The 15642-nt window shown below is 43.1% G+C and carries 10 protein-coding genes; 2 read left to right on the forward strand and 8 right to left on the reverse strand.

The window, feature by feature from the left end; all coding sequences use genetic code 11:
• Window positions 1–70: 70 nt before the first annotated feature.
• Both gyrA and ACTQ9S_RS02440 read right to left on the reverse strand, forming a co-directional pair.
• The gene (gene gyrA / locus ACTQ9S_RS02435) at window positions 71–2839 is read right to left on the reverse strand and encodes a DNA gyrase subunit A (protein WP_068036390.1); all 2769 of its coding nucleotides are present in this window, start codon (window positions 2837–2839) and stop codon (window positions 71–73) included.
• Window positions 2840–3454: 615 nt separating this feature from the next.
• The gene (locus ACTQ9S_RS02440; RefSeq protein WP_440453589.1) at window positions 3455–5194 is read right to left on the reverse strand and encodes an alpha/beta hydrolase family protein; all 1740 of its coding nucleotides are present in this window, start codon (window positions 5192–5194) and stop codon (window positions 3455–3457) included.
• Window positions 5195–5542: 348 nt separating this feature from the next.
• Here ACTQ9S_RS02440 and ACTQ9S_RS02445 point away from each other — a divergent pair, with 348 nt between their 5' ends.
• Together ACTQ9S_RS02445 and ACTQ9S_RS02450 are read left to right on the forward strand one after the other, a co-directional pair.
• Window positions 5543–5818 carry a hypothetical protein gene (locus ACTQ9S_RS02445; protein ID WP_440453591.1) on the forward strand — a complete coding sequence of 92 codons (276 nt, stop codon included), beginning with the start codon at window positions 5543–5545 and terminating at the stop codon, window positions 5816–5818.
• Window positions 5819–5885: 67 nt separating this feature from the next.
• Entirely contained in the window at window positions 5886–6722 is an 837-nt protein-coding gene (locus ACTQ9S_RS02450) for a methyltransferase domain-containing protein (RefSeq protein ID WP_440453593.1), read from the forward strand.
• Between the two features lie 81 nt (window positions 6723–6803).
• On the opposite strand, the gene ACTQ9S_RS02455 is transcribed toward ACTQ9S_RS02450, so the two are convergent.
• The 6 genes from ACTQ9S_RS02455 to ACTQ9S_RS02480 form a co-directional block, all read right to left on the reverse strand.
• Complete coding sequence (locus tag ACTQ9S_RS02455; RefSeq protein ID WP_440453697.1) at window positions 6804–7979, reverse strand: ABC transporter ATP-binding protein; 1176 nt, start codon at window positions 7977–7979, stop codon at window positions 6804–6806.
• A 289-nt stretch (window positions 7980–8268) separates the two neighbouring features.
• Window positions 8269–9945 carry an ABC transporter permease gene (locus ACTQ9S_RS02460; protein ID WP_440453595.1) on the reverse strand — a complete coding sequence of 559 codons (1677 nt, stop codon included), beginning with the start codon at window positions 9943–9945 and terminating at the stop codon, window positions 8269–8271.
• A 53-nt stretch (window positions 9946–9998) separates the two neighbouring features.
• Window positions 9999–11135: an extracellular solute-binding protein gene (locus ACTQ9S_RS02465; RefSeq protein WP_440453597.1), complete on the reverse strand. Its 1137-nt coding sequence runs from the start codon at window positions 11133–11135 to the stop codon at window positions 9999–10001.
• A gap of 206 nt (window positions 11136–11341) precedes the next feature.
• Complete coding sequence (locus tag ACTQ9S_RS02470) at window positions 11342–12103, reverse strand: 16S rRNA (uracil(1498)-N(3))-methyltransferase (protein WP_440453599.1); 762 nt, start codon at window positions 12101–12103, stop codon at window positions 11342–11344.
• A 186-nt stretch (window positions 12104–12289) separates the two neighbouring features.
• Entirely contained in the window at window positions 12290–13858 is a 1569-nt protein-coding gene (locus ACTQ9S_RS02475; protein ID WP_440453601.1) for a 3-deoxy-D-manno-octulosonic acid transferase, read from the reverse strand.
• 296 nt (window positions 13859–14154) lie between these two features.
• Window positions 14155–15633 (reverse strand): tetratricopeptide repeat protein, encoded by a 1479-nt coding sequence (locus tag ACTQ9S_RS02480; RefSeq protein ID WP_440453603.1) that lies wholly within the window; start codon window positions 15631–15633, stop codon window positions 14155–14157.
• Between the last annotated feature and the right edge of the window lie 9 nt (window positions 15634–15642).

The following is a 15642-nucleotide window of genomic DNA, read 5'->3' on the forward strand; positions in this document are numbered from 1 at the left end:
GGCTTTTTTATAGAAAAGTTATGAAGAACTAGACTAAAAAGCTATTCAACTAGACATTCATTCGTCACAATTATTCGTCAGTAGGCGCTGTATTTTCAGTTGCAGCATCTATATCTATTTGCTCTTGACCCTCTGGCTCAAACGTACCATCTTCTCTCATCGCATCGACTAAGGCATTGTCACTTTCTTCGTGCTCAACACGCGCCATCGCTACCAATTTCTCATCTTTCGATAGACGAATGAGAGTAACACCTTGAGTATTACGACCAGAACTGGCCACATGCTCAACTGGCGTACGTACTAGAGTACCTTTGTCTGAGATTAAGATAATGTCATCTTCAGGCTCAACTTTAGTGGCACGAACTAGAGCACCGTTACGGTCGCTAGTCTTGATAGCGATAACACCGCCACCACCACGGTTTTGCGTATTGAACTCATCAATGAAGGTACGTTTACCAAAGCCATTTTCACAAGCGATTAGAATCTCGCGGACGTCATCTTCGATTACGACCAATGACTTGATAAATTCATTAGTCGCGAGACGCATACCACGTACACCTTTTGCGGTACGACCCATTGCACGAGCATCATTTTCATCAAAACGAATGGCTTTACCACTTGAAGCAAACAGCATGACTTCTTGGCTACCATTTGTAATGCGCGCGCTGACCAACTTATCGCCTTCTTCTAGACCAACAGCAATCAAGCCATTAGAGCGAATGTTTGCAAACTGCTTAAGCTCTACCCGCTTCACTGTACCATTGGCAGTTGCAAAGAACACAAAAGGAGGCTCTGCTTCATTACTACCTTCTAATGCAGCGTCATCACCATTTATATCATTATCTATTAACGTGTCTGTTGATGAAGTCTCACCTTTTACAGATAATTCTTCCACTATCTTTGGAATTGGCAATATTGTGGTGACTGTTTCATCACCATTTAAACCAATGAGGTTTACTAGCGGACGACCGCGGGCTCCGCGACTGGCAATTGGCACTTCAAACCCACGTAAACTAAAGACACGTCCAGTATCAGTAAAGCATAATACCGTTGCATGCGTTGAGGTCACAACCAGATGATCAATGACATCATCTTCTTTCATTGCGGTTGCAGACTTACCTTTACCGCCACGCTTTTGCGCCACATAATCATCAATCGGCTGGGTTTTTGCATAGCCAGTACGAGAGACAGTCATTACTACCGTTTGCTCAGGAATGAGGTCTTCACGGTTGAAGTCAGTACGCGAATCTATGATATCGGTACGGCGCTCATCACCAAAGTTATCACGAATCTCGATCATCTCGTTAGAGATAATGGCCATCAATTTATCAAAGTCACCAAGGATAGACTCTAAATGGGCAATTTCACGCAATAAATCTTGATATTCTTCAGTTAATTTGTCTTGCTCAAGACCTGTCAAGCGATGCAACTGCATATCCAAAATCGCGTTGACCTGCTCAAGTGATAAACGATAGCGTTCTTCGCCTTCAATTAAGCCAAATGGTGCTTTTGGATCTTCGCCCTCAATAAACTCAGGACGTACTGACTGACTCCCAGCAGCGGTTAGCATCGCAACGACACTACCTGAACCCCAAGTATTATTGAGCAGGCTTTCACGTGCCAATCCGCGGTTTGCAGAGGCTTTAATCGCGGCAATGATTTCATCAATATTCGCGAGCGCAACGGTCAAACCTTCGAGCAAATGACCACGTACGCGGGCTTTATTTAGCTCATAAATCGTACGGCGCGTCACTACTTCTTGACGATGGCGTACAAAAGCAGCGATCAACTGGCGTAAAGTCAATAATTTTGGCTGGCCATTATCGAGTGCCACCATGTTAATACTGAAGCTTGATTCGAGTGGTGTTTGAAGAAACAGGTTATTAACGATAACTTCAGCCGTCTCACCACGACGTAAATCAATGGCAATACGCATACCATCTTTATCAGACTCATCACGTATCTCAGTAATGCCTTCAATCTTTTTGTCACGGACCAATTCAGCGATACGTTCGATTAGTTTTGCTTTATTAGTCTGATAAGGCACTTCGGTAAATACAATACGTTCGCGATCGCGGTTGACGCCTGTATCACTCATTGGTTCAATAATATAGCGACCACGTACATGCAAACGGCCTTTACCAGTACGATAAGCATCTAAAATACCAGCACGACCATAAATAATACCGCCCGTTGGAAAGTCAGGGCCTGAGATATGCGTCATTAGCTCTTCAGCTGATACTTGCGGGTTCTCTGCATAAGCTAAGCAAGCATTGATCACTTCGGTCAAGTTATGCGGTGCCATATTGGTCGCCATACCGACAGCAATACCTGTCGCACCATTAACTAGCAAGTTAGGAACACGTGCAGGCAACACACTCGGCATACGCTCAGAACCGTCGTAGTTATCTTCCCAATCAACCGTGTCTTTGTCTAGGTCAGCAAGCATCTGATGGGTAAGCTTGGTCATACGTACTTCGGTATAACGCATGGCAGCCGGAGGATCATCATCAATCGAGCCAAAGTTACCTTGACCGTCAACCATTGGATAACGCAAGCTAAAGTCCTGCGCCATCCTTACGATTGCGTCGTATACCGCACTATCGCCATGCGGATGATATTTACCAATGACGTCACCGACCACACGGGCCGATTTTTTGTATGGCTTGTTATAATCATTAGATAACACATGCATCGCATACATCACGCGACGGTGTACCGGTTTGAACCCATCACGCACATCAGGCAGCGCGCGCGAGACGATCACGCTCATCGCATAGTCCAAATAGGATTGCTTTAATTCATCCACGATGGCAATAGGACTGATCGAGTCGCTCATATACACTCCTTCACTCACATACTTTCTCTGAAGCTTGCAATTTTACTAGAATTGGTTATGGCCATACAAAAATACAGCTGCACAAAAGCGCAGCTATTATCGATATACGAACTATAAAAAATCACTACCAAGCATGCAAAACAATAGGAAAATGGCGATAGTTTTAATGTTGAATAAAAGAAGCTATTTTAGCACAAATTTGCTGATTTAGGGGTATCTACGTGTCATTAAAATCAAGCAAAACAGCTCATTAGCAACCAATGTTTTGAAGCGCTTACTAACATTCTTAAATAGTAGATTTATCGCTGCTAATATTGAAACATTGTTATTGACATATTTTTTTGGATTGACTGATTTTTCCATTTTTACATATAAATTTACCATCTTTAGAACAATGAGCTACTCCGCCCATTTTTCCTGAGCAAGGCGTATTACGCGCTTGGGCATGACTAATAGGTGCAATGATAAAAGCACATGTGAGCAGCGATGCAATTATTGATTTCATATTTTCTCAGTGTTATTAACTATAATGATTTATCCAACAAAAAACTGCACCTTTCAAGATGCAGTTTTTCCAGATTTATAAGCTATCTAAAAGATTGAGCTTAAGAATTCTTATAACGCTGTAAAGCTTTGGTCAAAGAACTCACGCGCGGCTTGAGTACAAGAGGTACTGACTAGACCGCCATGATAACTGGCTAATATCGCAGCGCCTGCGGCTTGCGCTAATAATGTAGGGTCAGTTACGCCTGCTTGTTGAGCGTCTGAAACAGCTTTATTCTGGACTGCTGTCAAAGTAGTAGTAAACCTACTTTGGATATTATCTATTGCTGTCGTTGACATCCACGGGTTGCTCATAGCACTACCAATCGGAGTCACTGCTCCTCGATTATTTCTTACATCCACATCCAAGACCGTGATATTAAGATTAGAGGCTGGAGCCGCACCTGCTTGCTGCAATATGGCGGTCATCGAACCGGTATTTAGATCATAATATACAGTTGGGTCTGAATTACCACCACATATAAGCGTTGGCATTTTAGGGATATAACCGCGTAGATCATTAGCTTTCAGAGCTTTACGCAAATTGTTTTGCGGATTAGTGGCTGGAAGTACACCCGTTTTGGCCAACAGACTATCAGGGTTTTGTAGCGCATCAGCTACATAAGTAGTGCGAAAATCTGTTTTGATAAGATAGTTATCATCCGCAAACCCTAAGAACGCAAAAGGAACAGTCGGTGGCTGTAGCATATCAAGTGTAGGGTTGTTTTGAGGATTATTTTCAAACAATGCGTTATCCGGTAGCTTGTTAGCGGCTACTAGCTCTCCAAAGCTCAACAAGCTTGGTAGCTGAGTATTGGAATAGTTGGTCGTAAAAATATCCGTGGTGTTTCGATAGATGTTTTTATACTTTTTCTGCAGACCAGTTGCCAATAACGGCGCAAACCTAGTGGCGCCAATATTGACGTTTCCTGAGAATATAGAATCACCAAAAGCAGCTAACGCATAAGGACCTGATGAGGGTGCTATCGCTGTCACTGGCTTACCTTGCTGCTCTAATAGCCTTGCCGTTGCCATTGCCACATAGCCACCTTGCGAATAGCCACTAATAAACAATTTACCAGAATCATCGATATTGGTGTACTTGCTATTATTAGCCCGCTGTTGTCTTTCGATAATTAAGCGCGCACTATCCAAGGCATCGACCATATCAATGGATTGTTGATCGGCGACTAGATAAGGGTGGTAGTCAAGATCAGAGTCGTCATAACCAGCATAGTTAGGTGCGACGACGATATAACCTTGGGCCGCAAAATTCGCTGCTATGAGAGTTGCCTCTGAGCCAGCAGGATTTTGCGGATTGCCCACTTGACTAAAGTCATAGACCTTTTCAGTGGTGGTGCCATGAGCATAAAGCAATACAGGTCGATCGCCTTGACAGTCTGCGCTATCTCCGCTTGGTAACATCAACGCAGCAGTTGCATTGGTACGCTCGCCCGCTGCACCCTTAGTCGGATAACTGACCTTTTCTATTGTGATATCGCATTTCGCAGCGGGTGTTGCAGTATTTCCCAGACCAAGTCCATTGTCTATTTGGCTTCTATTAAATGCACTAACAGACTGAACGGACGTGGGATAAGCTGTGATTATTTGATCGTTATCATCATCTCCACAACCCGCTAGTAATAGCAGGCTACTTGCCACTGCAACTGATAGCGTGCAACGTAACATGGTGGGTTTAGTTGAAGTAAAAATGGTGTTTGTTTGAGGATTATGAACAGAGGCTATGTTTTTTTGATTGCTATCTATACTTTTATTAGATTGAGAATTGTTATTAGATTGAGAGTAGGTCATGATTGCTATCCTTAGCAGTGATAAAATGAAACCGCCGAACGTCCTTGGCAGTCGATACAAAGCCCCTTTGTAACAGGCTTTTAGGTAATGATAACTTAACTATTATTAACTCTTATACCTTACTGTTTATACCGCAAACGGTTATGAAAAGCTACTGAAAACCGTGTAACTGTCTGTCATTTAAGAGCTGCATCTAACTTGCGCACACATAGTCAAAACACATATTTAATAGAAGGAATTTTCGGTTATTGTAGACAAAAAATTTCTACTCGCTACACTACTCCCTCACATCCTAAATACTTTTCGCAACTTTTTGCATCAGCAATTATCAAATAGGCATTTATCATTATGGATATCATTCTTGTTATCGTCTGGATTTTGGCTATGGTGCTGTACAGCTTTTCTAGCGATTATGCCGTCAGTTTCCCCAACCATCACAACCGCGCCTTGCCCTTTGTGCGTTGGGGCTCACTATTGATTGCGATGATACTGTCCGGCTACTTAGCGCAAGCTTACCAAGACAATCTAAAAGGCAACGGCATTTGGGTATTTATCGTAGTAGTATTTGTCGTCATTACCTTAGCTAAGCTGGTATTCAAATGGGTGATCAATAGACGACGGTAGAGGTAAACCTTCAACCATATTAGTAAAAATACCGCTTCCCATAAAATAAATAGCAGATTTAAACTTAATGATAAATAATGAAAACCAATTGATAGCACTAGAAACCGAACGCAGCGACCGTAGCTTTGACGCCATTGCCGATCACTTTGAAAAAAAGGTCTATGGTGGTTTAAAAGGCGACATTCGATTGGCTGTTTTACGTCGCGATATCTTTGGCTACGTCGAACAGCTGAGTCAAACGCTAGGACGACCATTACGTATCTTGGATGTGGGCGCAGGGCTGGCACAGATTGCAATAGAACTCGCGGTGCAAGGTCATACAGTTGTCATCAATGATATATCAGCTAATATGCTTGAAAAAGCAAAAGTGAGTGCCGAACAGGAGGGTACAAACCCTGATATTACTTGGCACGTCTGTCCATACCAAGAGCTTGAAGCTAAACTGGCTAAAGATGATGCGGGTAAGTTTGATTTGATACTGTGTCATGCCTTACTTGAGTGGCTAGCAGACCCTGCGGCAGTGATGAGTTTCTTTGATAATCAGCTTGCTGATGAGGGCGTACTGTCATTATGTTTTTATAATCCTGCGAGCTTTGACTACCGCAACTTAATCATGGGTAATTTTAATTTGCTCGACAACACAAACTATAAGGCCGATAACAACAAAAGTTTGACGCCCAATTATCCAGTTGCCAAACAAGAAGTAGAGTCGTGGCTACAACAGCATCATTATCAAATTGTATTGGAGAGTGGTTTGCGTGTGTTTCATGATTATGCGCCGTTAAAACGCGGTGGGCATAATGACCCTGAAGCGGTCATTCGAATGGAGTTACGCTACTCGCAGCAAGAACCTTATAAATGGCTTGGCCGTTATTTACATATCATGGCGACTCGTCAAACTTAATTATAAAAGACTGTCTCACTGCAATCGTTTCATTACGGCCATTTTAATAACAGTCATCTTCTTGCATTAAAATGTCGATTACTACCTCGTCTCTTCGACTCTTGATGACCTATCGTATTCTGACCAAGTAGTGGCATTGATTTCTTTTTCATCGAATACGACTACGTGCTCTAGCAAAGGCAAAATGCCAATATGTGACCCAATCTCATGATTGTGATGGCTGGCGACTAAAGATAAAACTGTCTGCCCGTCATCGAGTTGCAGACGATATAGATAGTTGGCACCGCGAAAGACACGTCCAACGACTAATGCCGTCTGCATACTATCATCATCATGGATGATGTCATCAGGGCGCACGAGCACCTTAATCGGTGTGCCATTAGGATAATCATACTCACAATACTGCGGCTGTCCTAACTCGTCATAAACTTCCATACGTCGATAAATATCACCAAGCGCTGTCTCAACATGCCCCTCTTTGATGATCCCATCTATCATTGCTCCTTCACCAACGAACTCGGCAACAAACGGACTGATTGGCTCGTGGTATAGCTCACTTGGCGTTGCCCATTGCACCAGCTCGCCTCTATGCATAACGCCCACTTTATCTGCGATGGCAAAGGCTTCGTTTTGATCATGGGTGACCAATATTGCTGTCGTATTTGTACGTTTAAGAATATCACGTACACTCATAGCAAGTGATTCGCGCAGTACTACGTCAAGGTTAGAAAATGGCTCATCGAGTAACAATAATTCAGGCTTAGGTGCCAAAGCTCGTGCTAGCGCAACCCGCTGCTGTTGACCACCTGAGATTTCAGATGGACGCTTGTTTGCATGCTCAGTTAATTCAACGAGGTTTAGCATCTCAGCCACTCGCGCTTTTTTGTCGGCAGCTGACCAATTATTGAGACCAAAAGCGATGTTCTTCGCCACGCTTAGATGCCCAAATAATGCATAATCTTGAAACACCATACCCATGCCGCGTTTGGCAGGTGCAACAGCAAAAGAGGTGCGTGCTGTCTGTTCTGTTAGACGATGACCATTTAAACTAATAGTGCCTCGACGTGTAGGCTCTAACCCTGCGATAGCACGTAATGCTGTGGTTTTACCACAACCACTGTACCCTAAGAAACAACCAATTTCACCTTGCTGTAGATTTAGCGATAATCCATCAACGATGATCATATCATCATAACCGACTACTAAATCTTTGACACTCAAATAAGGTTTATCAGCACCAGCTGATTCGTGTTGCATAGACTGCGGAATAATGACAGCGCATGTAGAGGCTTGCTTGATATCTCCAAGCGCAACTTTCGTATCAGTAGATTTGAGCTTAGATTGAGCCATTTGGTCTGCTGAGTCTTTAATAAGGTCAGTATGCATAGGTGTTACCAATGAGCGATAGAATGATTAATGCGATAAAAACAAAGATGAATTATAAATAATGATAATTGAGTGTCGCTATATATATAGTACTTTAAATCAGAATGACGATGTAGCAGTTTTGACAATGATGTAGCAGTTTTAAAGTGTATCGACTACCCTAACTGTTTTTATCACTTTGACGCAGTAATATCCAGACTGGAAACAATCCAACCAGTACGATAAGTAGGCTTGGCAGCGCAGCCCTTGCCCACATCCCTTCACTAGTCATCTCAAACACTCGTACGGCCAGCGTATCCCAACCTTGCCGCCGCGTCATGAGCGTAATTGGCATCTCTTTCATTACTTCAACAAAACCCATCAATAAAGCAGTCAGCATACCGGGCTTAAGTACAGGTAATACAACCTGATGCCAACGCTGCAACGGGCTATCACTAAGTAGTTTGGCAGCGGCTTCTTGGTTAACAGTTAATCGTTGCAGCTGACGATCGATAGGCTGGAAGCTCACGGTCATAAAGCGGGTTGAGAGCGCAAGCAACATAACAATGACACTACCTGATAGCACCTGCTTTGAGGTAATTCCAAAGGCGATTAATTGATTATCAAGCCATGCGATAGGAATAAAAACACCCACAGCCAACACTGTGCCAGGTACTACATAGCCCAAATTGGCCAACGTAATCATGAGCTTCGTTGTTTTATCAGAATATTGACGCTTAATCCACGCAATAATGATGGCAAGAAAGGCAATAAGCAGTGTAGTCATACTGGCAATCATTAAGCTATTGGTCACAAAATCAATATAACGCGCATCGAAATCTTGGCGAAAATTCATCGCCGTCCAATAGAACAATTGTAAAAATGGTACGAGAAAGGCAACCAAAAAGACTACCGTACACAGTAGCGTCATCGCAAGTTTGGCAGGCGTACTGGCTTCAAGGCGACGATTGCTTCCTTGGATGACCGCGTTGCCGCGCCTTGCTTGCCAGTACTGCTCAAACAATACCACAATAAATACGACGCCAATAAGTAAGGCGGCCAATTGCGCAGCAGTCGTTAGACTAAAAAATCCAAACCACGCCTTATAAATAGCAGTGGTAAAAGTATCGACGTTAAATACCGAGACAGCACCAAAATCTGCCAGAGTCTCCATGGTTGCTAGCAACAAACCACCGATAATCCAAGGCAGAGCTTGCGGTAGTGCTAAACGAAATAGCACTCGACCACGGCTAAGTCCAAGCATTTGACCTGCTTCAATAGCACGGCGACCCTGAGATAAAAAGGCTTGCCGTGCCAGCAGATAAACATAAGGATAAAACGCTAATGACAATATCAGTCCTGCACCCCAGACATTACGTACTGAAGGTATTGCCGTGCTGATACCCAAATCACGTAGTCCAGTCTGTAATGGCCCACTAAAATCAACAATTCCTACTGTAACAAACGCCAATACATAGGCAGGCATCGCCAGTGGCAACATCAGCGCCCACGAAAAAAACCGCTGTCCTGGGAAGCGGTACATACTGGTTATCCACGCCAATGCCGTACCAATACTACCGGCAATGACTGTCACCATCAGCAATAAGATAGCAGTGTTTTTGAGAACTTGCGGCAACACATACTCGCGCATGTGCGTCCAAATATCTGCTACTGGCTGCGTCCATGCAAAGAGGACAACTAAAATCGGTATCAGCATAAACAACGAAATCAGCCCTAAGACTGATTTCGAAAAAATACGCTTGGCAACTATACGCTCTTGGCGGGCAACGCTATTGTCACTGACAGGGCTATCTTTGACAGTATTGTCTTCATTAGCAGACGCTTTTGTCATTGTCATAATATAAATATTACCCTGTCAGACGCATAGAGATTAAACTACTTTATAACAGATTATTTATAACCCACTTTATCCATCATTTGGATTGCTTGCGTTTGCAGTTCGCCAAATTTTTGGACGTTGATACCGTCTTGCTTAAATGTACCCCAAGATCTAAGCATATCTGACTCATCAATCCCTTCTTTTACAGGATATTCTTTATCAGAGCTGGCATAAATACCTTGGGCTTCATCAGAAGATAGCCACTCCATCAATTTGAGCGCACCATCTGGATTGTCTGAATTCGTTATCACACCAGCACCAGAAATATTCACATGTGTACCCGTCGTATCTTGGTTCGCCCAAAATATCTTCACAGGGAAGTTAGGTTTTTCATCGAGCAGTCGACCATAATAATAACTATTGGCAATTCCGACTTCACACTGTCCTGCCGCAATAGCCTCTAACATACTGGTATCATTACTAAACACGTCAGTGGCTAAATTAGCTACCCAGCCGCGAACAATCTCTTCAGTTTTTTCAGCGCCTAAGTTTTCTATCATACTAGCAACGAGAGACTGATTATATACTGCGTTCGAGGTACGTAAGCAAAGCTTGCCTTTCCACTTTGGATCTGCAAGATCTGCATAAGTAGATAGCTGATCGGCATCTACTTTGCTTGGATCATAGAACATCGTACGCGCACGTAATGACAGACCTGTCCATTGACCTTTTGGATCACGATATTTGGCAGGTACATTACTTTCAAGTACGGTAGAAGCGACTGGTTGCAGTAGCCCTTGCTGCGCTGCTTGCCATAAGTTACCAGCATCAACAGTCAATAACATGTCTGCAGGTGTGTTCTGACCTTCAGCTTGTAAGCGCGCCATTAATGGACCCGTCTTATCAGTAACTAACTCGATTTTCACGCCAGTTTTTTCGGTATATTTATCTAGTAACGGCTTGATAAGTTGCTCATTACGTGACGAATAAATCGTGACCACTTGATCATTTTCTGAAGTCGCTGCTGTATCATCATTACTTGACTCTTCAGTTGCTGGCGTTTGCGATTCTACGTCCGCATTTTCAGCCGGGGTAGATGCATTATTACAGCCCACTAGACCCATCATCATGCTAAAGACAGCAACAGATAAAGTGGCCTTAACAGGGCGAGTCAACGATAGGCGTTCAGCAACCGCGTTCAATGACATGGTCTTCTCCATAGTAGTACGACAGATAGGTGAGATAGCGTTATATGATGAGCGATTAATTAGGCATTTAAGCCAACAAAATGCTAATTAATTAATGAAAAAACTAGAAGCAACATACTAATCGAAATGAGATTAATTATCAATACATTTATTTTTCCTAATAATAATCTCAACAAGAGACAAGTTATACCGCATGTATAGACAGCTTAATCTTGATTATTCTGTATTAGCCATTGTCCTAAAATCACATTGACAGCCGCCTCCGTGCGTAAGATTCTTGAGCCTATATGTACCGCCTTACAGCCCTGTTCATGAAACAGTTCAATCTCATAATCAATCCAGCCACCTTCAGCGCCGATGCAAACCACACTTGGCAAAGTAGTCTTGGTAGAAGACGATAGCGACTCATAAGATAGCTGCTGTAAATACTGTGAGAATGACTGCTCACCATAAGGGTGTGCGACTATGGCATTATGGGTAATTAAGCTAGCCAGCTGATCTTCCACAAACGGCTTAAAGCGTTTTTGTAAAGTAATGCGCGGCGCTAGCGTATCGACCCCTTGTTGCAGACCTTCCAATACAAACTCATCAAGTCGCGTAAGCAACGGACTTTGCCAGTAGCTTTTTTGGGTACGGTAACTATTGATTAGGACGATATCGCGAACACCCAGTGCCGTCATGTCCATAATCAAGCGGCGTAGTACTTTGGGACGCGGTAATGCCAAAATCACAGTAACATCTAACTTAGCTGGTGGCGCAGTATCAAGCTGTACATCACGTAGTCGTATATTGTCAGACGCAATGCTATCAATGATGGCTGTGCCAAGATTACCGCCAAGCTCGCCGATTTTAAGCGTATCACCAACTTGTAAGTTCAATACTTTATTGACATGGATGATTTGTGCGGAAGCAGTAATTTGCGCATAAGGCTGCGCAATATTAGATGTGGGTAACAAAATACAATTCATACAGCATATCGCTTAATAAAAATAAGAGTGAACGCCAGTTAGAATGGAGTAATTGGAGTTAATAAACTGAAGTTAATAATAAGCTAAGCACAATAAAGTAATAACCGTTATCAGAATTAACGTCAAGCATTATGGTGTGTCCTCATTTTGATAATGGTGATAAAAATGAGGACGAACTCTAGTAAACTACTCAATCGTTTCTTCTATCATTGCCAGTTGGCGAGTCAAGACTGCTTGCTGTTGGACGGTTAGTTGCGCGCCTGCCTGCCCTGCTTGCTTAGCAGATTCTGGATGACTCAGCCAAAACTTTAACTGCTGATATATCAATTCAATATCATTTTTGGATTCGTTTATTGAATGCTCATTACTGCCAAGCGCTTTATAAAAGGGATTATTAGGCTGATATAAAGCACCAACACTTGCCAGCTTATCTACGACGCTTTGGCAAGACTGGGTATATTGTCCCATGAGTACCGGCTTACCTACACTCATAGGCTCAACTGGATTATGACCACCGATATCAACTAGAGAGCCACCGACGAGCGCTACATCTGCTTGTGCATACCAATGCATCAGCTCACCCATACTATCGGCTAGATAAACTTGCGTTTGTGTAGTGACAGCTTCGTCCTTACTACGCCGTGCCATCTGCAAACCTGACTTGCTAATCAATTCAGCCACTTCATCAAAGCGTTCAGGATGTCTGGGCACAATGATGAGTAGTGTTTCAGTCAGTTGAGGTGTATCTAAAAATTGCTGTTGCAACATTAAGGCCGTAGTCTCTTCACCGCTATGAGTACTCGCCGCTATCCAAACTGGACGGTCTACAAACTGTGAATTAAACTGCGAATCAGATAATGAATCAGTCCGAGAATCAGACAGGTTCGACAGTTCAGTAATAGCGCGCTCTTCTTCGACTTTGTCAGTCGCTAGTTTGGAATCAGTAGCGTTTTTGGAACTGGTGGTTCTAGGCGTATTGATGACCCATTTCAGTGAGCCAGCAACGCGTATCTGAGCACTATCTGCACCCAACTGCCGAAATCGTTTAGCAGATTCGCTATCTTGCGCGATGATTAAACTAAGATTTTGCATCATGCTAGCGCTTACTGCACTTATCTTTTGATAGCGGGTAAAAGATGCTGCTGATAGCCGTCCATTAACAAGGATGCTAGGGATATTCTTCTGTGTTAAAGTCGCTAGAATGTTCGCCCACAGCTCAGTCTCTACAAATAACGCCGCAACTGGCTGTACATGCGCTAAAAATCTCTCAATTACTGCGGGCGTGTCTACTGGTACATAACTGTGGCTCATACGACCTTGAGCAATCTCTTCAGCAAAGCGGCTAGCACCACGCGCATGACCAGTCTGCGTGGTATTGGTTAACCAGATACCATAACCCTGCGCCAGTAACGCATCGAGCAAGGGCGCGACCGTATTGGTCTCCCCTAACGAGACGGCATGACACCAGATTATTTTATGACCAATATTATTGATAGATACAGGACGCGGCGGGTACTGCTTGCCAAAACGCTGTGCAACTTCTTGCTGATAATTATCCCGACTGCGCGAACGACGCCAGACCTGTATGCGATATAACGGCTTTAACAACGAAATAATAAGCCGATAATACCAAGGCGGCGTGCGAGCTGCACGTTTAGGTAGCAAAGAGTGATTCATAGCATAATTATTAGAGTCTGTACGGACAGCCGATGATGACTCAGACTCAGTAGATGGTGGCACAGAAGATGATGGCATGAAGAAGCCCAGTTTGATAATAGACAAAACCACATAATAAGCAGTCAACAATTGGGCAATTCTACCGCAAATTATAGGAAAGCCATACAACTTAGTGACTCGAATGCTTAAAAATTTATATAGTTGACTTACTAGATAGCAAAACCTTGCGATTATTACTAACATCAAAACAAAGTATATAGTATGTTCATACTCAAAAAGAAGAAAGTGCCGTTATACTTATCCCTGCTTTGTTTTAAACTAACTATATAAAGTTAAAAGTATATTTGTGAAGTCTACGAGTTAATGTTTCGTTATCATACAAATACAACTAATAATATCGCGCCAACTAATACTATTCCAATCAAGAGCTGATAACGTTTAATACTATGCTGCTCTTGTTTTTGAGTCGTTATTAATGCTTGCGCGTCCTGCCACTGGGTCACCAGCTCTGCTGCTTCTGCATGACCATTTTTAGCGGCCTCCTCTAACCAATACTTACCGCTATTAATATCTTGTGGCACTCCTACGCCTTGATAGTACATTTTACTAAGCAGGCGTTGGGCACGAACATCTTTATCGTTTGCAGCTTGCTTGACCCAGTCCACACCTGCTACTTTGCTAGCTTCTATATCCGTTATCCGCCCTTCGCCTAATAATTCATACATGGCCAGTCGTAACATTGCATCGGTATTACCGAGCGCACTAGCGTTTTGTAGCAAAGTTAACGCCTGCTGACGGGATGTTTGATGCAGCTCTGAAAACTGCATTTGGTCGCGTGGCTTATTTTGCCGTGCAATATGCCGCTCGAACTGATCCAGTATTTTACACGCTTGCAGATAGTCATCTTTCCCAACATCTTGTGGTACTTCAATCTCCTCTACCTCTATAAGCAATTGCGTAAAAATCTCTGGCATTACAGAAGCCTTTGAGTGTTTAACAGTTTGTAGTTGGGTGGTAGTCGCGCTGAGATTAATAGGCGTTTCAGATATTTTAGGTTTGACGCTCGCTGTTGCATTGACTATTGAAGGCTCAGCTTGCTGTGCTACCGCTAGCTTGGTAACAGGAATTTCTCTGTGTTCGGTAGCTTGGACTGGTAGCCGTTGGTTTTGAAAAGTTTCATCAGTAATCAATATGGGTCTAATACCTACTGATTCAGAATGATGCTCTAAATTTGGTTCAGCTGCAACACTCTCATCAATACCATTATTTTTTGGTAGTCGCGTGCTTACTGCTTGATAAAGTCCGCTGGCAATTTTCTCACCTTGTACCGCCTGAAACTGCCGATCAATATGTCCAAATAGACGCATGCCTATTGGCTCTAACGCAAAAAATACATCTGCACTATCATTAGAGTTATCACTATATACCACAGCCATATGTTGATAAAAATCATCTGCAACCACTGGCAGCTCAGGATAATGTTTACGTAGCTCAAACTGACCATACCAATGTGGAATGTTTTGCCACTGGCGCGCTAGCACTCGCCCTGTATAAAAAGCTAAAAACAGCAGCAAATTACGATAACTATCGTCTGTTAATAGCGTAATCTCATCTAAAGCTCCAGAGCTACCCTTGGACTTTGCAATATCACGGCGTATCTGTGAGATTAGCGTATCTACTCGCTGTAAGCTGACTAGTGACTCATCTAATTGACATTGATGCAGCTGTACTTCATAAGCGATGCCACCTGCGACAGGACGACCCGCAATAAAGTCTTGCCAATAGCCTTCCGCCATATAATCAAGCGACGTTTTATTTACATTAGCTGAAGCAGAATTAGACTTGGCAAGCATGAGATGAGC

The organism is Psychrobacter sp. ASPA161_9 (genome assembly GCF_051970275.1).
Classification (GTDB): Bacteria; Pseudomonadota; Gammaproteobacteria; order Pseudomonadales; family Moraxellaceae; genus Psychrobacter.

Bases quoted from the DNA above. Each gene is read 5' to 3' on its own strand.
- gyrA (WP_068036390.1), bottom strand. From the start codon at position 2,839: ATGAGCGACTCGATCAGTCCTATTGCCATCGTGGATGAATTAAAGCAA.
- ACTQ9S_RS02440 (WP_440453589.1), bottom strand. From the start codon at position 5,194: ATGACCTACTCTCAATCTAATAACAATTCTCAATCTAATAAAAGTATA.
- ACTQ9S_RS02445 (WP_440453591.1), top strand. From the start codon at position 5,543: ATGGATATCATTCTTGTTATCGTCTGGATTTTGGCTATGGTGCTGTAC.
- ACTQ9S_RS02450 (WP_440453593.1), top strand. From the start codon at position 5,886: ATGATAAATAATGAAAACCAATTGATAGCACTAGAAACCGAACGCAGC.
- ACTQ9S_RS02455 (WP_440453697.1), bottom strand. From the start codon at position 7,979: ATGCAACACGAATCAGCTGGTGCTGATAAACCTTATTTGAGTGTCAAA.
- ACTQ9S_RS02460 (WP_440453595.1), bottom strand. From the start codon at position 9,945: ATGACAATGACAAAAGCGTCTGCTAATGAAGACAATACTGTCAAAGAT.
- ACTQ9S_RS02465 (WP_440453597.1), bottom strand. From the start codon at position 11,135: ATGTCATTGAACGCGGTTGCTGAACGCCTATCGTTGACTCGCCCTGTT.
- ACTQ9S_RS02470 (WP_440453599.1), bottom strand. From the start codon at position 12,103: ATGAATTGTATTTTGTTACCCACATCTAATATTGCGCAGCCTTATGCG.
- ACTQ9S_RS02475 (WP_440453601.1), bottom strand. From the start codon at position 13,858: ATGCCATCATCTTCTGTGCCACCATCTACTGAGTCTGAGTCATCATCG.
- ACTQ9S_RS02480 (WP_440453603.1), bottom strand. From the start codon at position 15,633: ATGCTTGCCAAGTCTAATTCTGCTTCAGCTAATGTAAATAAAACGTCG.